This is a genomic window from Mesorhizobium sp. M0152 (assembly GCF_040322415.1).
Taxonomy (GTDB): domain Bacteria; phylum Pseudomonadota; class Alphaproteobacteria; order Rhizobiales; family Rhizobiaceae; genus Mesorhizobium.
Genome location: NZ_JAMYTH010000001.1, coordinates 329,377 through 348,143, shown reverse-complemented (window position 1 = coordinate 348,143; position 18,767 = coordinate 329,377). Strand labels below are relative to the sequence as shown.

20 protein-coding genes are annotated in these 18,767 nt (G+C 63.2%); 17 read left to right on the top strand and 3 right to left on the bottom strand.

The annotated features are described in order from the left end of the window. Nucleotides 1–67: 67 nt before the first annotated feature. Nucleotides 68–313, top strand: a complete 246-nt coding sequence (gene hfq / locus NKJ26_RS01755; protein ID WP_006202172.1) for an RNA chaperone Hfq — start codon at nt 68–70, stop codon at nt 311–313. Beyond that, nucleotides 314–1,702, top strand: coding sequence for a GTPase HflX (gene hflX, locus NKJ26_RS01750; protein ID WP_027027023.1), 1,389 nt, complete (start codon nt 314–316; stop codon nt 1,700–1,702). Between the two features lie 6 nt (nt 1,703–1,708). Here hflX and mazG read toward each other — a convergent pair whose 3' ends face one another. Together mazG and NKJ26_RS01740 are read right to left on the bottom strand one after the other, a co-directional pair. Beyond that, nucleotides 1,709–2,533, bottom strand: a complete 825-nt coding sequence (mazG, locus tag NKJ26_RS01745) for a nucleoside triphosphate pyrophosphohydrolase (RefSeq protein ID WP_352693217.1) — start codon at nt 2,531–2,533, stop codon at nt 1,709–1,711. 160 nt (nt 2,534–2,693) lie between these two features. Next, nucleotides 2,694–3,878, bottom strand: a complete 1,185-nt coding sequence (locus tag NKJ26_RS01740; protein WP_352693215.1) for an amino acid aminotransferase — start codon at nt 3,876–3,878, stop codon at nt 2,694–2,696. A gap of 113 nt (nt 3,879–3,991) precedes the next feature. Here NKJ26_RS01740 and NKJ26_RS01735 point away from each other — a divergent pair, with 113 nt between their 5' ends. The 12 genes from NKJ26_RS01735 (at nt 3,992) to NKJ26_RS01680 (ending at nt 15,104) form a co-directional block, all read left to right on the top strand. Then, nucleotides 3,992–4,543: a sigma-70 family RNA polymerase sigma factor gene (locus NKJ26_RS01735; protein ID WP_352693213.1), complete on the top strand. Its 552-nt coding sequence runs from the start codon at nt 3,992–3,994 to the stop codon at nt 4,541–4,543. Then, complete coding sequence (locus NKJ26_RS01730; protein WP_352693211.1) at nt 4,540–5,313, top strand: anti-sigma factor family protein; 774 nt, start codon at nt 4,540–4,542, stop codon at nt 5,311–5,313. Before NKJ26_RS01735 ends, NKJ26_RS01730 begins: the two co-directional genes overlap by 4 nt. Nucleotides 5,314–5,336: 23 nt before the next feature. After that, on the top strand, nt 5,337–6,053 hold the full coding sequence (locus NKJ26_RS01725; RefSeq protein ID WP_352693209.1) for a Bax inhibitor-1/YccA family protein: 717 nt from the start codon (nt 5,337–5,339) through the stop codon (nt 6,051–6,053). A gap of 137 nt (nt 6,054–6,190) precedes the next feature. Continuing rightward, nucleotides 6,191–7,069, top strand: coding sequence for a helix-turn-helix domain-containing protein (locus NKJ26_RS01720; RefSeq protein WP_352693207.1), 879 nt, complete (start codon nt 6,191–6,193; stop codon nt 7,067–7,069). A gap of 135 nt (nt 7,070–7,204) precedes the next feature. Next, on the top strand, nt 7,205–7,864 hold the full coding sequence (locus NKJ26_RS01715) for a 2Fe-2S iron-sulfur cluster-binding protein (RefSeq protein WP_352604381.1): 660 nt from the start codon (nt 7,205–7,207) through the stop codon (nt 7,862–7,864). Nucleotides 7,865–7,867: 3 nt separating this feature from the next. Next, nucleotides 7,868–8,857, top strand: coding sequence for an FAD binding domain-containing protein (locus NKJ26_RS01710; protein WP_352693205.1), 990 nt, complete (start codon nt 7,868–7,870; stop codon nt 8,855–8,857). Between the two features lie 15 nt (nt 8,858–8,872). Next, complete coding sequence (locus NKJ26_RS01705) at nt 8,873–9,415, top strand: nuclear transport factor 2-like protein (RefSeq protein WP_352693203.1); 543 nt, start codon at nt 8,873–8,875, stop codon at nt 9,413–9,415. 137 nt (nt 9,416–9,552) lie between these two features. Beyond that, on the top strand, nt 9,553–11,802 hold the full coding sequence (locus tag NKJ26_RS01700) for a xanthine dehydrogenase family protein molybdopterin-binding subunit (RefSeq protein ID WP_502903073.1): 2,250 nt from the start codon (nt 9,553–9,555) through the stop codon (nt 11,800–11,802). A 103-nt stretch (nt 11,803–11,905) separates the two neighbouring features. Continuing rightward, nucleotides 11,906–12,793 carry an aldose 1-epimerase family protein gene (locus tag NKJ26_RS01695; RefSeq protein ID WP_352693201.1) on the top strand — a complete coding sequence of 296 codons (888 nt, stop codon included), beginning with the start codon at nt 11,906–11,908 and terminating at the stop codon, nt 12,791–12,793. Between the two features lie 159 nt (nt 12,794–12,952). Next, complete coding sequence (locus NKJ26_RS01690; RefSeq protein WP_352693199.1) at nt 12,953–13,816, top strand: alpha/beta fold hydrolase; 864 nt, start codon at nt 12,953–12,955, stop codon at nt 13,814–13,816. Nucleotides 13,817–13,856: 40 nt separating this feature from the next. After that, nucleotides 13,857–14,183 (top strand): antibiotic biosynthesis monooxygenase family protein, encoded by a 327-nt coding sequence (locus tag NKJ26_RS01685; protein WP_352604369.1) that lies wholly within the window; start codon nt 13,857–13,859, stop codon nt 14,181–14,183. A 6-nt stretch (nt 14,184–14,189) separates the two neighbouring features. Continuing rightward, a complete protein-coding gene (locus tag NKJ26_RS01680; protein WP_352693197.1) occupies nt 14,190–15,104 on the top strand; it encodes a DMT family transporter in 915 nt (304 codons plus the stop codon). Between the two features lie 88 nt (nt 15,105–15,192). On the opposite strand, the gene NKJ26_RS01675 is transcribed toward NKJ26_RS01680, so the two are convergent. Next, nucleotides 15,193–15,606, bottom strand: coding sequence for a winged helix-turn-helix transcriptional regulator (locus tag NKJ26_RS01675; RefSeq protein ID WP_352693310.1), 414 nt, complete (start codon nt 15,604–15,606; stop codon nt 15,193–15,195). Nucleotides 15,607–15,719: 113 nt separating this feature from the next. Here NKJ26_RS01675 and NKJ26_RS01670 point away from each other — a divergent pair, with 113 nt between their 5' ends. From NKJ26_RS01670 to NKJ26_RS01660, 3 genes are all read left to right on the top strand, one after another. Next, on the top strand, nt 15,720–16,631 hold the full coding sequence (locus NKJ26_RS01670; protein WP_352693195.1) for an NmrA/HSCARG family protein: 912 nt from the start codon (nt 15,720–15,722) through the stop codon (nt 16,629–16,631). A gap of 84 nt (nt 16,632–16,715) precedes the next feature. Further along, entirely contained in the window at nt 16,716–17,627 is a 912-nt protein-coding gene (locus NKJ26_RS01665; RefSeq protein WP_352693193.1) for an agmatinase, read from the top strand. A 229-nt stretch (nt 17,628–17,856) separates the two neighbouring features. Beyond that, complete coding sequence (locus NKJ26_RS01660) at nt 17,857–18,273, top strand: hypothetical protein (protein ID WP_352604363.1); 417 nt, start codon at nt 17,857–17,859, stop codon at nt 18,271–18,273. Nucleotides 18,274–18,767 lie beyond the last annotated feature (494 nt).

The following is an 18,767-nucleotide window of genomic DNA, read 5'->3' as shown; positions in this document are numbered from 1 at the left end:
TGACATGTGCCTGACAATTTGGCGCATTGGCTTGCAAACCGAAGGGGATCGGCGAAAGACAAAAACAATGGCGGAACGATCGCAAAACCTTCAGGACCTGTTCCTGAATTCAGTTCGCAAGAGCAAGAACCCGCTCACCATCTTTCTTATCAACGGCGTGAAGCTGACCGGCGTGGTCACTTCGTTCGACAATTTCTGTGTGCTGCTACGCCGCGACGGTCACTCGCAACTCGTCTACAAGCACGCCATTTCCACGATCATGCCGAGCCAGCCGGTTCAGATGTTCGATGGTGAGGAAAGCCAGGGCGCCTGATTGGCACGTGAGAAGGACGCGGACGGTATGGTTCGCGGAAAACCAGCACATCATCCCGAGACGGAAGCCAAGGGTCCGACCCGGGCTGTCGTCATCGTGCCGGTGCTGACCCGCCAGCCACGCGGCGACGACGATACCAACCGCCCGCGGCTGACGCGCTCGGCTGACGCCCGTCACGACGAAGCGGTCGGCCTTGCGCGCGCCATCGACCTTGATCTGATCCATACGGCGGTCGTGACCGTCAACGACCCGCGCCCGGCAACCTTGCTCGGCAGCGGCAAGGTCGCGGAGTTCGCCGAAATCGTCAAGGAAGGTCACGCGGAGGTGGTCATTGTCGACCATCCGCTAACCCCGGTACAGCAGCGCAATCTCGAAAAGGAACTCGACGCCAAGGTGCTGGATCGCACCGGGCTGATCCTCGAGATATTCGGCGAGCGCGCGCGCACCAAGGAAGGCACGCTGCAGGTCGAACTCGCTCACCTCAACTACCAGAAGGGCCGTCTCGTGCGCAGCTGGACCCACCTGGAACGCCAGCGCGGCGGCGCCGGCTTCCTCGGTGGTCCCGGCGAAACGCAGATCGAATCCGATCGGCGGCAGCTGCAGGAAAAGATCATCAAGCTGAAGCACGAACTGGAAACGGTGCGGCGCACGCGCGATCTGCACCGCGCCAAGCGCAAGAAGGTGCCGTTTCCGGTGGTGGCGATCGTCGGCTATACCAACGCGGGCAAGTCGACGCTGTTCAACAGGCTGACCGGGGCAGACGTTCTGGCTCAGGACATGCTGTTCGCCACCCTCGATCCGACGCTGCGCCGCGTGCGCCTGCCGCATGGCACGCCGATCATCCTTTCGGACACGGTCGGCTTCATCTCGGACCTGCCGACGCATCTGATCGCGGCATTTCGTGCGACATTGGAAGAGGTGGTCGAAGCCGATCTCGTCATCCACCTGCGCGACATTTCCGATCCCGACACGTCAGCGCAGGCCGAGGATGTCGAACGCATCCTGGCCGATCTCGGCGTCGACGCCAGCGACGCCAAGCGGGTCATCGAAGTCTGGAACAAGGTCGACCTGCTCGATGAGGGCAATCGTGCGCGGCTGCTGGCCGAGAGTACGGATGCCAAGGCGCCGCCCGTCGCCATATCGGCTGTCACTGGCGAAGGCATCGATGCACTGAAGGCGATTATCGAGGCGCGGATGGCGGGCGAGCTCGAAGAGCTGACGGTGACGATCGAGCCGGCGCAGTTCGGCCTGGTCGACTGGCTCTACCGCAACGGCGATGTCGTTTCGCGAACCGACAATGAGGACGGCAGCGCCACCATCTCGCTCAAGGCGACGCAAAGCGCCAGCGAAGAGATCGAGAGCAGATTGCGTCGCAAAAACAACAAGTAATGCCGGCTACTTCGCGCTTTTTGCTTCTTGCCAGAGCGCTTCCATCTCGGCCAGCGTAGCTTGTCCCAGCGTTTTGCCGGACTTCTCCAATGCTTGCTCGACATAGTGAAAGCGCGACCGGAATTTTTCGTTGGTGCCGCTCAGCGCTGCTTCCGAATCGAGATCGAGGTGACGGCCTAGATTGACGACGGCAAACAGCATGTCGCCGAATTCGTCCTTGATCGAGGCGGTCTCGCCTTTGGCAAGCGCCTCGCGCAACTCGCCGATCTCTTCCTCGATCTTGTCAAGGATGGGGGCAGCCTCGCTCCAGTCGAAACCGACGCGGGCGGCCTTCTCCTGAAGTTTCAACGCTCGCGTCAGCGCGGGCAGGGCAATCGGCACGCTGTCCAGGAACCCCTTGCCGTTGTCTTCCGGGTCGTGGCCGCGAGCCAGGCGGGCTTGACGTTTCTCCGCCTTTTCCTCGGCCTTGATCTTCTCCCACATGCCCTTGGCCATGCCGGCGCTGCGGGCATTTTCGTCACCGAAGACATGCGGATGGCGGCGGATCATCTTGGTGGTGATCGCCTGGACCACGTCCGGGAAAGCAAACTCGCCGGCCTCCTCGGCCATCTGCGCGTGGTAGACGACCTGCAGCAGGAGGTCGCCAAGTTCGTCGCGCAGATCGTCGAGATCGCCGCGCGCGATGGCATCCGCCACCTCATAGGCTTCCTCGATCGTATAAGGCGCGATGGTCGAGAAATCCTGCTCTATGTCCCACGGACAGCCGGTCTTCGGCGCCCGCAGCGCCGCCATGATCTCGATCAGGCGCGAAATGTCTTTCGATGGCGTCATGGAGCGGATGCTATCCTGCGGCCAGTCGCGCGGCCAACGCTGTCAGGCGGCGACGGCGCCTTGTCCACAGCTGAGCATAACCATGATCTCGGTCCGGTTTTCAGGAAAGATCATGGTCGGACAAGAAAAGCCATCTCGGCCTGACCGGTAGGATCAGGCGTCAGTCGAGCACCGAAATTATCGCCTTGGCGAGTTCGTCCATGCCGTCCTCGGGCAGGCCGGCCACGTTGATGCGGCTGTCGCCGACCATGTAGACGCCGTGCTCGGCGCGCAGCCGCTCGACCTGCGCTTCCGTCAGGCCAAGCCGGGAGAACATACCGCGATGGCTGGCGACGAAATCGAAACGGTCGGAATTGGACTGCCGGCGCAGCGCTTCGGCGAATTGCACGCGGAGCCTCAGCATGCGAAGGCGCATCTCTTCGAGCTCGGCTTCCCAGTCCGCGCGCAAAATTGGGTCTTCGAGCACGATGCGCACGGCGGCAGCGCCGTGGTCCGGCGGCATCGAATACATGGCGCGCGCCGCCGACAGCATCTGGCTCATCGCCACATCCGCCTGGGCACCGTCCTTGGCCAGGACCATCGCAGCGCCGACGCGGTCGCGATAGACGGCGAAATTCTTCGAGCAACTCGACGCGACGACCATCTCCGGAACTTTCGCCGCCAGCAAGCGCAAGCCGAGGGCGTCGGCCTCGAGGCCATCGCCAAAACCCTGGTAGGCGATGTCGACAAACGGCAGCAGGCCGCGTTCGACGATCAGATCGGCAACGGCGGCCCACTGCGCCGCATCCAGATTGGCGCCGGTCGGATTGTGGCAGCAGCCATGCAGCAGCACCACGTCGCCACTGTTTGCCGTCCGCAGCGCCGCCAGCATGTCGTCGAAGCGAACAGCGCCGGAGCCCGCATCGAAATAAGGGTATTCGCGGATTTGCAGGCCAGCGGCGCGCATCACCGGCATGTGGTTCGGCCAGGTCGGGTCCGACAGCCAGACGGTGGCATCGGATCGTGTGCGCTTGAGCAGTTCCGCCACCAGCCGCAGCGCGCCCGAGCCGCCGGGCGCCTGTGCCGCACGGATGCGCGTCATGTCGGCGTCCGGACCGAAAGCGAGCTTGGCCATCACTGTGTTGAAGCCGACGTCGCCGGCGAGGCCGAGATAGGTCTTGGTGTCCTGGCCCTGCAGCAGTCGCTTTTCGGCCTCGCGCACGGCGCGCATGACCGGCGTCTTGCCGTCGCGATCCTTGTAGACACCGACGCCGAGGTCGACCTTGTTCGGGCGTGGATCGGCGCGATAGAGGCCGATCAGGGCAAGGATCTTGTCGGCGGGAGCCGGCTGCAGGTCTTCGAACATCACTATGGTTCCATTGGCGCGGCGGAGTGATACGCAAATAGAACGCGCTTCGCCAGCGGTTTCCGTCCACCTGGAAAACGAAAAATCGGGGCGGCCGGGATTAAGATCCCCACATGCTCCGTAAACAGGGCATGAAACGGTCGATGCCACGCTTCGATATTGTTGGACAGCTCGGATCGCTGCGGCGTTATGCACACTCGCTGACGCGCGACGGCACCGAGGCCGAGGATCTCGTGCACGACGCGCTGGTGCGCGCTTATGAGCGGCGCGGCACCTTCCGCTCCGGTGGAAACCTGCGGGCGTGGCTGCTGTCGATCGTCCACAACGCCTTCATCGACCGTATGCGTTCGCGCCGCTCGGAAACCGCGCGCCTCGAACAGGCCGGGTACCTGGCCGAAGGCAGCACGCCGGCGCCGCAGGAGCATTCGGTGCGGCTGGCGCAGGTGCGCGAGGCCTTTTTCAGCTTGCCGGAAGAACAGCGTTCGGCGCTGCATCTCGTCGCCATCGAAGGACTTTCCTACAGCCAGGCCGCCGATGCCAGCGGCGTACCGCTGGGGACGCTGATGTCGCGCATCGGCCGGGCTCGCGCCGCACTGCGCGAAATGGAGGAGGCGGCTCCCTCGAAGGCGAAAAATCACCTCAGGATCGTTGGAGGCCCGTCATGACCGCAACTGTCGATCCCGTGACCGATACCGATCTCGACGCCTATGTCGACGATCAGATGGATGTCAGTCGCCGCATCGAGGTCGAGGCGTTTCTGTCCGCTCGTCCGGAGGTGGCCGCGCGCGTGATGTTGGATCTGAGAACCCGAGACGAACTGCGCATGGCGCTTGCCGGCTCCAAAGGCATGGCGAGGCCAGCAACCGCCGATGCCGCACGGCGGCTGGAGAGGGCGCTGGCCCGGGGGCGCATCTTCGGCGTGTTCCAGCGCGTAGCGGCGGTCGCCGCTTTCGTCGCCGCCGGCTGGCTGGCGAACGGCATCATCGGGCCAATGTCGGTGACCAAGGTCGTCGCCTCGCCGCAGCCGCCCGCCTATGTCGACGAGGCGGTGCGAGCACACCGGACGACGCTGGTGCGCGAGACCATGCCGTCGCAGCCGGAAGCGCCCAACTACAACGCAGGCGAAATCCGCGCCGCGACCGCTATCGTCATGCCTTCGCTGCCCAAGGACTGGAAGGTGCGTGACGTGCAGATCTACCCGTCGCGCTTCGGCCCGAGCGTCGAGATGGCTGTCGAGACGAAGGAGATGGGCCTGATCTCGCTGTTTGCGATCCGGCCGGGGAGCTTCGACGTCGTCAAGCCGACCGTCGCACCGTCGGGCGACATTGCCTCGGCCTATTTCCAGATCGGCGAGGTTGCCTATGCGGTGGTCGCGCGAAGCGAGGTCCATGACCTCGACCGCGCCGCCGAGGCCCTCGCCAAATCGCTTTACTGACCGATCCACAAAGGAGAACTCAAATGAACACCCCCAATCTGGGATACCGTGTCGGTACGGGCGCGCAGACCGGCGCCGTTTATGACGAAGGCCTGCGCCAGCACATGCTGCGCGTCTACAACTATATGGGCCTTGGCCTCGTGGTCACTGGCCTCGTCGCTTTCCTGGTGTCGTCGACGCCCGCGCTCTATGTGCCGATCTTCTCCAGCCCGCTGAAATGGGTGGTGATGCTGGCGCCGCTCGCCTTCGTCATGGTCTTCTCGTTCAAGATGCAGACCATGTCGGCGGCCAGCGCCCAGGCTATGTTCTGGGCTTTCTGCGCGGTGATGGGCCTGTCGCTGGCCTCGGTATTCCTGGTCTTTACCGGAACCAGCATCGCGCGAACCTTCTTCATCGCCGCCACCATGTTCGGCGCCACCAGCCTCTACGGCTACACGACCCGGCGCGACCTGACCCAGTTCTCGTCCTTCTTGATTATGGGCCTGATCGGCGTGGTGATCGCCAGCGTCGTCAACATCTTTCTCGGTTCGACCGCGCTGCAGTTCGCCATCTCGGTGATCGGCATCGCCGTCTTCATTGGCCTGACCGCTTGGGACACGCAGACGATCAAGGAGCAGTATGCCGAGAATTTCGACGCGGAATCGCGCCAGAAGCTCGCCGTTTTCGGCGCCTTCTCGCTCTATCTGAACTTCATCAACATCTTCCAGCTGCTGTTGAATTTCACCGGCGAGCGCGAGTAACGCCTTTCCAGCCGGCCTGCCCGACAACCAGATCGGGCAGGCACCGGCTTCCGTTCTGACCATCTCGCCATCGGAGGCCAGGCGAACAATTCCAACCTGAGCGTTCTTTGCTCGGAGTGCATCGGCAGGACATCGCGATGTCATTCAGACCCTTGCTTGGTGACGGACGGATTCGGAGCCGGCAGGAGAAGTCGGAAGCGCTGCAAACGGCGGCCTGGGTCGACTCTTCGGTCGTTTTCGACAATCGGCGCTGGGAGTGCCGGGAAGCGGAGCTCCGCTGGACTGCTCCCCATCATCTGATCGTACTGACCGAGGAAGGCGGGACATCGCATACGTCGATCCGCTCCGGGGCAAAGTCCGTCTATTACGGGATGGATCGTCCGGGAGACCTCACCTTCGTCCCCGCCGGCGCGGAGCGGCTCGGCGTCTACAGGGACGTCAATCTCTCCTATTCGGCTTTGTGGATCGATCCCGAATTTCCCGGAAGCGAAAGCCTGGCGGATAAGCCGATCATGGTGAACAGGAGCGACAATGTCGTCGCCACGCTTTTGAGTTCGCTCCGCGTCGAGATGGCGCTCGGCCATAAGCCGGACACTGGCTATGTCGAGCATCTGGCTGCGCTCGTCAGCCTGCGCGTAGCGATGCTGGCCGGCAACCAGCTCCCGGTCGTTCGTTACGGCCGTCTCAGCCGCCGCACGTTCGCCCGCATCCGGGAATACGTCGATGCGCGCATCAACTCCGACATTTCGCTGAGCGAACTGGCGGCCGTCGCAGAGATGGCGGTCGACACGTTTGCGCGGCGCTTCAAGGCGACGACAGGTTTCGCACCTTATGCCTATGTGATCGAGGAACGGGTCCGGCGGGCGGAAGTCATGCTGCGTGAAACCGGGGCGTCTATCGGAACCATCGCTTTTCGCTTCGGCTTCTCGAGCCAGAGCCACTTCACCGCGACCTTCCGGCGCCTCAGAGGCATGACTCCTCGGGCCTACCGGCTGCAGTTTTCTCCGGAATCCTGACAGTTCCGCCGATTTCCTGAAAGAAAAACCGAGCCTGCCGGACCACGTCCATAAGTGTCGATGAGCGCACCCGACGCGCCCGCTGTCGGGCCTGGTCGCTGTCGAGCCCTTATCATTGCGCCCGGGAGACCACGCATGGCTGAGACGGACAACAGGAACGGACCGACGCGTCGAGCGGTGCTGGAGGGAGGGGCCGCGACCGGTCTGCTCGTGGCGACCGGGCTACCGGTTGAAGCCCAGCAGATGGAGCCCGCCGCGGCTGCCGTATCCGCCACGCAGGGACGGACGATGCCGGTGTCGCTGCGCGTCAACGCCAGGGACTTTGCCGTCGAGCTCGATCCACGGACGACGCTGCTCGACACGTTCCGCAATCATCTCGGCCTTACCGGCTCGAAGAAAGGCTGCGATCACGGCCAGTGCGGCGCCTGCACCGTCCTCGTCAACGGGCGCCGGATCAATTCCTGCCTGACGCTCGCTGTCATGCATGAGGGCGACGAGATCACTACCATCGAAGGGCTCGCCGACGGTGATCGGCTTCACCCGGTCCAGGCCGCCTTCATCGCCCGCGACGGCTTCCAGTGTGGATACTGCACGCCTGGCCAGATCTGCTCCGCAGTCGGCATGCTTGGCGAGGCCAGGGACGGCTGGCCGAGCCATGCCAGCGACGAGGTAACGGCAGCCTCGGTCGCGCTCACCGATGCCGAGATCCGCGAACGGATGAGCGGCAACATCTGCCGTTGCGCCGCCTATCCGAACATCGTCGCCGCGATCCGCGACGCGGCAGGGGAGGCGTGAGCGATGCGGGCTTTCACTTATGAGCGGGCGGAGAAAGCGGAAGAGGCGGCCGCCGCGGTTGCCGGGCGGCCAGACGCCAAATTCATCAGCGGCGGCACCAATCTCCTTGACCTGATGAAGCTCGACATCGAGCGACCGGCGCATCTCGTCGACGTCAGCCGGCTGCCGCTCGACCGGATCGAGGAAACGGAGGAGGGCGGCTTGCGGATCGGCGCCCAGGTTCGCAACAGCGATCTCGCCGCCGAGCCGCGGGTGAGGTCGCAATACCCGATGCTCTCGCAAGCGCTGCTGGCGGGAGCTTCCGGCCAGATCCGCAACAAGGCCTCGACCGCCGGCAATCTCCTGCAGCGCACGCGCTGCTTCTATTTCTACGACCGCAACATGCCGTGCAACAAACGTGAGCCGGGCTCCGGTTGTGCCGCGCTGCAAGGCTTCAACCGGATGCATGCGGTCCTCGGTACGAGCGAAACCTGCATTGCGGTTCATCCCTCCGACATGGCGGTTGCCATGGCTGGGCTCGACGCAAGGATCGAGACCTTGTCGTCAGGCGGCGAAGCCCGCACCATTCCAATCGGCGATCTCCATCGCCTGCCCGGGACAACGCCCGACGTGGAGACTGCGCTCGGCCATGGTGAAATGATCACCGCGGTCACCTTGCCACCCCCTCCACCCGGCCGGCAGCTCTACCGCAAGGTGCGCGACCGCGCGTCCTATGCCTTCGCATTGGTGTCGGTGGCGGCGATCGTCGAGAAAAGCGGCGGCCGCATACGCAGCGCCCGCATCGCCATGGGCGGCGTCGCGGCCAAGCCCTGGCGCGCGACCGAGGCTGAGCAAACGCTCGCCGGCGCGGCGGCGTCCGATGGCGCCTTTACCGCGGCCGCCGAAGCCGCGCTCGCCGAGGCGGTCGGCCATGGCGACAATGATTTCAAAATCCCGCTGGCGAAACGGACGGTGCGGCACACGCTCGCCGCAGCCGCGGTCGAGCGCGCGTAAGGTCATGCAGAGACGATGGCCCCGAACGGCTGTTTCCAGATGCCGACGCCCGCGGGCGACGCGCCGGGCAACAGGGAGAAAGACATGAAACTCACACGACGTGCCGTTGTTGCAGCCGCCGGTGGCAGCCTGCTCGTCTCTCCCGCCGCAGCTTGGAGCGCCACGCCCGATACTGATGTTCGTCGCGAACTTGAAGCGGCCGTGGAAGCGTTCTTTACCGGCTGGGCTTCCGGCGACTGGTCGGCTTTCCTCGATCGTTGCGACGAGACAATGACCTTCCAATTTCCGGTTGGTGAGCAGCGGGGCAGACACGGACCGCCGAACGGCAAGCGGGCGCTCACAGCCTGGACCGCCGCCCATAAAGCGCAAGGCAACAGGATCACGGAATCGATCGTCGATCTCAAGCTCTTCGCCTCCGATTGGATCATCATTTGCGATCGCGGGAGCGGGATGGTCGGCGGCGGTCCTTATACGGGCCTGCACGCGCTGTTCATGCGAGCCGGCCCGACGGGGCGGCTGATCGAGTTTCGAGAGTATTTCGGCGATATCGCCACGTGAACGCCAGCTGCGCGCGACGATCACGAAGACAGAGGCCGTGTCGCTCTGTGTGAGTTTCCCAGAACAGATGAACCAGGTGAGCCATGGACAAGACCACTACGCCTGCCGATTCGACCGGCTTTGTCTCTCGTTCAGGGATGAAATCTTCCCCTGATGTCGAATTCATCGGCCGTCCGGTCGACCGCATCGACGGGCCGCTCAAGGTGACAGGCCGAGCCACCTATGCCTATGAGCACGCGATCGACAACGTGGCCTATGGCTATATTCTCGGCGCTGCCATCGCCAAGGGCCGCATCGCCGAAATCGATATCACTGATGCCGAACGGGCACCGGGCGTGATCGGCGTCATGACGCACCGGAATGCTCCGGCACAACCGGATTTTGGTCCGGCGGTGACGCCGACCGTGCCGGAGGTTTTCACGCGCGCCCGACCAGCGCTCAACAGCGACCGCGTACGCTATTATGACGAGCCGGTGGCGCTGGTCGTGGCGGAGACGTTCGAGGCGGCGCGCGCCGCCGCGGGGCTCATAAGGGTGCGTTACGAAGAGGAGGCGGGCACTTACGATCTCCAAGCCCATCTAAAGGATGCCTATGCACCCAGGCGGACAAATGCCGGTCTGGCGACCGACAGCATTGTCGGTGACTTCGAGAGTGCCTTCGCGCAAGCGCCGGTCAAGATCGATGCCACTTACCGGACGCCCTTCGAGCACCACAACCCTATGGAACCGCATGCGGCGATCGCCGTCTGGTCAGGCGACGAGCTGACGATCCACACATCGGCGCAAACGCTTGCGAACTATCGGGCGGGCGTTGCCAGCACGCTCGGCATGCCGCCCGAGCGCGTGCGCATCGTCAGCCCTTTCGTCGGCGGAGGCTTCGGTTCCAAGCTGATCATCCATGCCGATACGGTGCTGGCGGCTCTTGCGGCGCGTGTCCTGCGGCGTCCGGTAAAGATCGCGCTTACGCGCCAGCAGATGTTCGCCAACACCGGTCACCGCGCCGAAATGATCCATCAATTGCGCCTCGCTGCGGAAACCGACGGACGGCTCACCGGGATCTCGCATGACGTCTGGTCGGCCACGTCGAGCTTCGAGGAGTATTGCGAGCAGACGGCGGCCTTTGCCCGCTCGCTCTACGCGGCGCCGAACCGTCTCACGCGCCATCGCCTGGTCCGCCTGGATATCAACCGCGGCGAATGGATGCGCTCGCCCGGCGAAGCGCCGGGCATGCTGGCCTTCGAATGCGCCATGGACGAACTTGCGGAGCGTCTCGGGCTCGATCCGATCGAACTCAGGATACGCAACGAGCCGACGCAGGATCCGGAGCGCGGTGTGCCGTTTTCGACCCGCAATCTCGTCGCCTGCATGGAGGAGGGGGCGCGTCGCTTCGGCTGGCAGCGACGGGATCCGGTGCCAGGTCGCACCCGGGAGGGCCGCAAGCTCATTGGCTACGGCATGGCGGCGGCGATCCGACCGAACTATATCGGCGCGTCGACGGCGCGGGTCGCGATCGACCGGGACGGCCAGGTGACGGCACGGCTCGACATGACCGATATCGGTACCGGCACCTATACGATCTTGACCCAGATCGCGGCGGAAAACCTCGGCTTGCCGCTATCATCCGTCAAGGTGGAACTCGGCGACAGCCGCTTCCCGCGCACCGCCGGCTCGGGCGGCTCCTGGGGCGCTGCCAGTTCGGGTTCCGCGCTGCATCGGGCGTGCAATACCCTCAAGCAGCGGATCCTGGAGGTGGCGCGGTCGAGCGAAGCTTCGCCGTTCCGTGGCGCCAATGTCAGCGAGGCAAACTTTGCCGACGGTGAGGTCAGGATCGGCGACCGTTCGGCAAGGCTGACCGATCTCGTTCGCAGCATTGCCCCCGATGGGTTCGAGGCCGAAGGCTCCGTCGCCGCCGCCAATGCCACCGAGACCTACAAGTCCTATTCCCAGCACTCCCACGGCGCGCATTTCGCCGAGGTCGCGGTCGATTGCGATACCGGCGAGGTCCGGATGCGTCGTTTTCTGTCGGTGATCGGCGCCGGCCGCATTCTCAATCCCAAGACCGCGCGCTCGCAAATCATCGGCGGCATGAGCTGGGGCATCGGTGCGGCGCTGATGGAGGAGACGGTGCTCGACCGGCGCTACGGCCACTTCGTCAATCACGACCTTGCCGAGTATCACGTTCCGGTCAATGGCGACATTGCCGGATGGAAGTCGTCTTCCTCGAGGAACACGACGACAAGGCCAATCCGCTCGGCGCCAAGGGGCTCGGCGAACTCGGCGTCTGCGGGGCGGGGGCTGCTGTCGCCAACGCCGTCTACAACGCTACCGGCATCAGGGTTCGCGAATTTCCGATCACCCTCGACAAGGTGCTGCCTGGCTTGCCCCTGACCGCCATCTGATCCGGCAAGTACCGGACGAAGGCGCCAATATGCTCGGCCTTTGAGTCCGTGAAAGCTTTTGCTAACCTCCCGCCACCAAACCGCGAGGACATATGGAACAGGACAGCCAGACGCTTAGCGGCGACGGCATCTCGGCGACCATCGTCGCGCAAGGCGCCGAACTGGTGTCGCTGCGGGATGCGCCGGGATTTGAGTTCCTGTGGCAAGCCGGACCGGCCTGGCGACGGCATTCGCCGGTGCTGTTTCCGATCGTCGGCCGGCTGAGGGCGGATCAATTGCGCCATCGCGGGCGGACTTATCCGATGACGCAGCACGGCTTCGCGCGCGACAAGCCGTTTGCCTGGGCGGAGAGGGGGCCTCGATCCTGTACGCTGGTTCTCACCGACGACACTGATACTCGCGCCCATTATCCGTTCTCCTTTCGGCTTGCCGTCACATACACGTTGGACCGGCAGCAACTCGACGTGACGTTCGAGATCACCAACACCGGCGACGAGCCGCTGCCGGCCTCGGTCGGAGCGCATCCCGCTTTCAACTGGCCCTTGGTGCCGGAACTGGCCAAGACGGAATATCGGCTGGCCTTCGCGAACGAGGAGCGGGCGCCGGTCCGCCGACTGAAGGAGGGTCTGCTGCTGGCCGCGCCGCAGCCGACGCCTGTCGAAGGCAAGATCCTCGCGCTCTCCGAACGGCTGTTCGATGACGACGCCGTGATCCTCGATCGACCGGCCAGCACCAGCGTGCGTTACGCAGCCAGGCGTGGTCCGGCGCTCGAAATGTCGTGGCAGGGGTTTCCTCAACTGGGTATCTGGTCAAAGCCGGGCGGGGCGCCGTTCCTATGCATCGAGCCTTGGCACGGCATGGCAAGCTCGGCGGATTTCGACGGCGAATTCGCCGACAAGCCGGGCCTTATGCTGATCGCGCCTGCCGCGAAACGCACGCTGAGCTACCAGATCCGGCTGCTGCCGGGGCAGGAGGCATAGGTCGGCGGCCTGGCCGCGAGCCATCCGGGCCACGCCTGCTGCCGCGCTTTCGGTTGCAGTTCTTACTTGTCCCAAGCCGGATCTCTCGGGAACCTTCAGGCGCGAGCATCGTTCGCGGTTGCGAGGCATCTCCGGATCTCCCTGAGCGTGGAGGCAAAGTTGCGGCACCGCCAGATCAACATCGACGGAAACGATATCTTCTACCGCGAGAACGGGCCGACCGACGCTCCCGTGCTTCTGCTGCCGCACGGCTATCCCTGTTCGTCCTATCAGTTCCGCAGGCTAATGCCCGGACTGGCCGATCGCTGGCACACTTTAGCACCGGATTTTCCAGGTTTCGGCTACAGCGCTACGCCCGATATGTCCGCGTTCGGCTATGATTTCGACGCTTATGCCAACTTCTTGGCGGCGTTCGCGGACGCGCTCGGCCTGTCCCGTTATGCGCTCTGGCTGCACGACTACGGCTCCCAAATAGGACTTCGCCACGCCATCGCATATCCGGACCGTGTCGCCGCGCTTATTATCCAGAACGGCGATATCTACGAAGACGTGCTCGGCCCGAAATATGCGGCCATCAAGGCCTATTGGAACGAGAAGACGCCCGAGAAGCATCGCCCGCTGGAAGAAGCGGTAAGCGAGGAGGGCTTCAGGCACGAGTTCGTTGGCGAGGTTGGTGGTGCCGTAACCGAACGCGTGCCGCCGGACCTGTGGAAACTCCATTGGCCCCTGATGGACACGCCGGTCCGTCGGCGGCTCGCGGTCGGCTTGATGGAGAAGCTGGAGGCTAACCTTGACTGGTTCCCGCGCTACCAGGCCTATCTGCGCGAACGGCGACCGCCGGCGCTTATCGTCTGGGGCCCCGAGGATGGCTACATGCCGGCCGGATCGGCCCGTGCCTACAAGCGCGACCTGCCGGAAGCAGAACTCCATCTCATCGACGGCGCCGGCCACTGGTTGCTGGAAACCCATTTCGATGAGGCGCTTGCGTTGGTGCGCAATTTCCTGGCTCGCGTGCGGGGCTGAGGGCCCAGCTCTCTGGAAAGACATGCAAGGAGGAATATCCATGACGACAACACCGACCATCGCGCGCATATGGCGTGGCCGCACCCGGCCGGAAATCGCCGATGCCTACGAGGCCTATTTGAAGGCAGAAGGCATTCCGGTGCTCGAAAGGATCGCCCTCGGTGTCCAGCTTTTCCGCGAGGATCGCGAGGGGGAAAGCTGGTTCACGACCATCTCCTACTGGCCGGATCAGGATTCCATGACGGCTTTCACCAAGGGCGAGCCGACCAAGGTCCATCATTTGGACCGCGATCCGGAGTTCCTGATCGAACTGCCGGAGCGAATCCAGATCCATCGCATCCTGATCGACCGGCAGGGCCTGCGCTGAGCCCCGGTGGCGCGGCGGCTCGCATATTTCGCGCTGGTCTCCCTCATCTGGGGGCTGTCCTGGGCGGCGATCAAGTTCGGGTTGCAGGACCTGCCGCCGCTGTTGCTGGCCGGGGCGCGCTATCTCTTTGCCGCCATTCTCCTGCTGCCGACGCTCCCCAAAGCCCCGGCGGCCTTCATGGAAGGGCGCTGGCCTCGCACGCTCGCGTCGGCACTGCTCGTCAACACCGGCACCTATGGCCTGTTGTTCTGGGGAATGCAGAGCGTCCCATCGGGATTGGCGGGCCTGGTCAACCTCGCGCTCGTGCCGGTCATGCTCTTCGCTCTCGCTGTGCTGACGGGCGAGGAGCGGCCAACATGGCGCCATGCGGTGGCGCTGACGATCGGCTGCGCAGGGCTCGTTGCACTGTTTTGGACACGGCTCGCGGGTGAAGGGGCGGGGAGCGGCATCGGACTGCTCGCCATCATCGTTGCGACCGGCTGTTATTGCGTGGGCAGCATCGTTGCACGACCGCTGCTCGGGCCCGTGATACCGCTTGCCCTGACCATGGTGCAGGCTGCGATCGGCGGCGCTGCGCTTCTGGTCATCTCGGCGGCTACGGAGCCGGTTAACGGAGCGACGCTCCTGCGCTTCGTCCACCTCAACGTCCTGGGCAGCATTCTCTTTCTGTCCTTGCTTGGCACGATCGTCGCCTACACGCTCTATCTCGTCCTGCTGCGCGATTGGGGATCGGTTCGCGCAGGGCTTTACGCTTTCATCTCCCCGATTATCGCACTCGTCGCCGGCGCCTTGCTGTTCGGCGAAACGGTAGGCATACCGGAGGTGATCGGTGCCATCCTGCTTCTGATCGCCGCCGGCGTCGCGCTGCTGCGGACCAGCGGCGAGGGGGCAGGTGAAGCCTCGCGGCGGGAAGCCACCTGACCGCGGCGACGCGCTATCCACACAGGGTCGATGACGCGCGGAGGTGCTGCACCTACGTCGCTGATACTGCTGGGTGTCAGCCGGGGGATCAGCAGGCGCTTCGTTCAATATGGTCCAATTCATGCCGCGACGCTTCAATGTCTTGCCAGGTATCCCTGATCCAGTTCGTGAAGGCGGCCAAGGGCTGCAGCATGGACTTGCCGCGCGTCGTCAGTTCGTATTCAACCCGCGGTGGCACTTCGGGATAATAGTGACGTGCCACGAGACCGTCGCGTTCGAGGCTACGAAGAGTGAGGGTCAGCATCCTTTGCGAAATGTCTGGAATGCCGCGTCGGATCGCGCCGAACCGCATGGGCGCATCGGGCGTCAAGGCGAGCATAGACACTACCAGAATAGTCCATTTGTCGCCGAGACGGGCCAACACGCTGCCAGGTGCGCATGGCGTCAGGACGGGTCCCCGCGGGGTTTCGATAACGGGGCGACCATTGATTTCACGCTGCACGATGAACTCCTTCAATGGTTATCATGATGTAACCGACGATCAAAAATGTGCCGTCTTGCGGAGATTTGCAATTAGTTCCAGTTAATAACCATTAATTACGATGGGTAACTAAAATGGATCTCACAGCAGAATTTCTCGTGTTCGGCGCGACCGGACAGCAAGGTGGGGCTGTCGCGCGCGCATTGATAGCGAAGGGGAGAAAAGTCAGGGCCTTCGTGCGTAATCCTGAAAGCATCAAGTCGAAGGCCTTGGCTGCCGAAGGTATTTCCTTGGCAATTGGCGACCTGTTTGATCCTGCCTCGATCGACAGAGCGATGGGCGGCATCGCCGGCGTCTTCAGTGTCCAGACCAGTTCACCGGCAGGTGAGGTGACCGATGCGCAGGAGGTTTGGCAAGGCAAAGTGATTGCGGACTGTGCACTTCGGCAGGAAGTTCGACATCTCGTCTATTCTTCCAGTGGGGCAGCGGGGAAAGGCCCAACAGGAATGGGTCATTTCGACAGCAAGTCCGAAATTGAGGTCTATGTGCAGAGCCTCCCGATCATGAGTACGGTTACCCGACCGGCAAGCTTCATGGAGATGATGCTTCTGCCCGGCATGGGATTGCCTCAGGGCGAATTCACATTCTTCATGCGACCAGAACAGTCCATGCAAATGATCGCCGTAGACGACCTGGGCCGAATCAACGCTGAAATCCTAATGGCCGGAGAGCGTTTCGCGGGAAAGACCATCGAGATTGCCGGCACGTCTGTGACCGGCAAGGACGTAGAGCGCGCATTCACAAACGCTGCCGGCCGACGGATCGCCTACAGGCGCTTTCCTCAAGAGTTGCTTGCGAAGAACCCTTTCCTCAACCGTCTGGAGGAACTTTTAGATAGTGGTCTGCTCGCCGGGGCCGCGGATATTCCGGCTATCGAGCGGGAGTTTGGTCATCTGACTTCTCTCGTAGAGTGGCTCGAGGGTCATGGAAAGCCGCTCTTTGAAGCCGCCCTCAAGGACGAGAAGGCTGAGGTGGCCCTTCGCTAGGCGAGCGAACGCCTCACCGCGACTGCGGGCACCGCAAATTTCTGGTCATGGCCCGATCGAGGCCGACATCGAGAGGATTTCGATTTGATCGCTTCTCCTACTTTCCTTGGGCTTCCGGAGCAGCTCCCCGATGGGCGCAAACCCGGAATTGTCATCTTTGGCGCGGGGCATGGCAGCACTTATCCTGGCAAGGATAGCAGTGGGCATGCCTTGGCCGCCGAAATCATCCGTGCCGCGAGCCAGGAAGATGCCGCGCTCGTCGAGCACTGGGACTTCGATCTCGGCGGACCGCTGTTCGACCGCAAGCCGGTCTGCTGTATCGACGCCGGCGACGTACCTACCACCATGCATGACAATGCCGGCAATCGGGCCAGCATCGAGGCGAAGACGTCCGACGTCCTGGCATTGCCGGCTGTACCGGTCCTGCTCGGCGGCGACTGTTCGGTGACAATTCCCTTCCTCGCCGGCTTTGCTGGTCACGGGCCGGTCTGGATCCTGCAGATCGACGCTCATATCGACTGGCGCGACGAGGTGCATGGCGAGCGTCACGGCTATTCGAGCCCGATGCGCCGGGCGAGCGAGATGCCGCATGTCGCCGGCATCGTTCAAGTCGGTCTCCGCAGCGTCGGCAGCGCGCGTCTCGCCGACGTCGAAGCGGCGCTGCAGTATGGCAGCCGCTTCGTGACCGCCCGGGAGATCCATGCCCACGGTATCGAGGTGGCGCTTGGCCATATTCCGGAGGGAGCACGGGTCGTCGTCACGCTCGACTGTGACAGCCTGGATCCCAGTGTCATGCCCGGCGTGGCGGCGCGCACGCCCGGCGGTTTAAGCTTTACGCAGGTGATCGACCTGATCGCGAGGCTTGGCAAGCGGGCCAGGATCGCGGGACTGGATCTTGTCGAATTCCATCCTCCCGCCGACATTGACGGCCTGTCGGCCCTGACAGCCGCGCGCATTCTCGTCAATGCGATCGGCACCATTGTCCGACAGGTCTGAGCGGGCAAGGGCCGGCTTCGACAAGGAACGGCGCATAACACCGCGATAATCGAGAACAAGCGGCTTTGCGGGCGGCAATCGCCCGGCGAGAGCAGGGGCGCATCGTTCGATTAGAAACGCGACACTGCCGGCAAAGGGCAGGAGATAAATAGCAAGCGCCAAGTAGATGCATATCTGCTAATATTAACCGTCTCGCACCTTCGTGCGTGACCAACATAGGGAGGACGCAATGAAAACCATGAATCGCCGGTCTGCAATTGCCCTCGGTGTGACGGCCGCAGCGATAACGCCTCTGTTCACTCTGGCGGCATCTGCGAAGAAATACGGCCCGAAAGAGGGCAAGGAGATTGCGCCCGGTGTCAGGGTGGTTGAGGTCGGCACCGGCCATGCCGACATTCCCGCCTACAAGAGCATCGCCATCGTCGACGTGGTGTTTCAGCCGGGCGCCCACGCGCCCCAGATGGTGATGGACAACGACATGGTCTGCACGGTTACGTCCGGCGCCTTCACGATCAAGAAAGCCGACAAGGAGTTCAAGCTCAAGACGGGTGACATGTACACCTGTGCCAAGGGCAAGACCGATGAGGCGACGAATACAAGCAAGGAGGTCGGCGTGCATCGCATCGCCGTCCTTATACCTGCCTAGCAGACCTGATACCTGCATAACAGATAGGCTTCCGGCCGGACGGTTGAGTCCGGCCGAGGCTTTGCCGTCGCCGCCCAGGGAAGGTCGCATAAGATAGATTATGCACGAAAGCGGCGAAGAAATACCGAACCTTTTATAGTATTTCCGGATTAAACGAACGTTAAACCCGGAAACCGAACATCGCACTGATTTGCGATGGATTGTCAACAGGGCCAAAAGCCTATTGACGGTTTTTTTCGAGCGCATCCGCAATTCTACGAAGGGACGTAGAGATGTTGGAAATCCAACCCATCACCATGACCACGGCCACGAGCGGCACGAGTATGGAGAGGAGGGCGAGAATGCTTCCTGTTCCGCCGCTCATCACGAGCACCACGGAACGAATTTACGCGGACCCCCAGATTTACCCTTTGCAGTATTTGAGCGTGGACGCTCTTTGCAGGTTGCCAGATTTGCGCGCACAGAGTGACGGTCAGGGACCGGCTTAGAGGCAG

Excerpts from the sequence above, each read along its gene's own strand:
- NKJ26_RS01685 (WP_352604369.1), top strand. The coding sequence starts at position 13,857 with ATGACGACAACACCGACCATCGCGCGCATATGGCGTGGCCGCACCCGG.
- NKJ26_RS01705 (WP_352693203.1), top strand. The coding sequence starts at position 8,873 with ATGGCCCCGAACGGCTGTTTCCAGATGCCGACGCCCGCGGGCGACGCG.
- NKJ26_RS01735 (WP_352693213.1), top strand. The coding sequence starts at position 3,992 with ATGCTCCGTAAACAGGGCATGAAACGGTCGATGCCACGCTTCGATATT.
- hfq (WP_006202172.1), top strand. The coding sequence starts at position 68 with ATGGCGGAACGATCGCAAAACCTTCAGGACCTGTTCCTGAATTCAGTT.
- NKJ26_RS01730 (WP_352693211.1), top strand. The coding sequence starts at position 4,540 with ATGACCGCAACTGTCGATCCCGTGACCGATACCGATCTCGACGCCTAT.
- NKJ26_RS01670 (WP_352693195.1), top strand. The coding sequence starts at position 15,720 with ATGGATCTCACAGCAGAATTTCTCGTGTTCGGCGCGACCGGACAGCAA.
- NKJ26_RS01710 (WP_352693205.1), top strand. The coding sequence starts at position 7,868 with ATGCGGGCTTTCACTTATGAGCGGGCGGAGAAAGCGGAAGAGGCGGCC.
- NKJ26_RS01660 (WP_352604363.1), top strand. The coding sequence starts at position 17,857 with ATGAAAACCATGAATCGCCGGTCTGCAATTGCCCTCGGTGTGACGGCC.
- NKJ26_RS01695 (WP_352693201.1), top strand. The coding sequence starts at position 11,906 with ATGGAACAGGACAGCCAGACGCTTAGCGGCGACGGCATCTCGGCGACC.
- NKJ26_RS01740 (WP_352693215.1), bottom strand. The coding sequence starts at position 3,878 with ATGTTCGAAGACCTGCAGCCGGCTCCCGCCGACAAGATCCTTGCCCTG.
- NKJ26_RS01715 (WP_352604381.1), top strand. The coding sequence starts at position 7,205 with ATGGCTGAGACGGACAACAGGAACGGACCGACGCGTCGAGCGGTGCTG.
- NKJ26_RS01700 (WP_502903073.1), top strand. The coding sequence starts at position 9,553 with ATGAAATCTTCCCCTGATGTCGAATTCATCGGCCGTCCGGTCGACCGC.
- NKJ26_RS01720 (WP_352693207.1), top strand. The coding sequence starts at position 6,191 with ATGTCATTCAGACCCTTGCTTGGTGACGGACGGATTCGGAGCCGGCAG.
- mazG (WP_352693217.1), bottom strand. The coding sequence starts at position 2,533 with ATGACGCCATCGAAAGACATTTCGCGCCTGATCGAGATCATGGCGGCG.
- NKJ26_RS01725 (WP_352693209.1), top strand. The coding sequence starts at position 5,337 with ATGAACACCCCCAATCTGGGATACCGTGTCGGTACGGGCGCGCAGACC.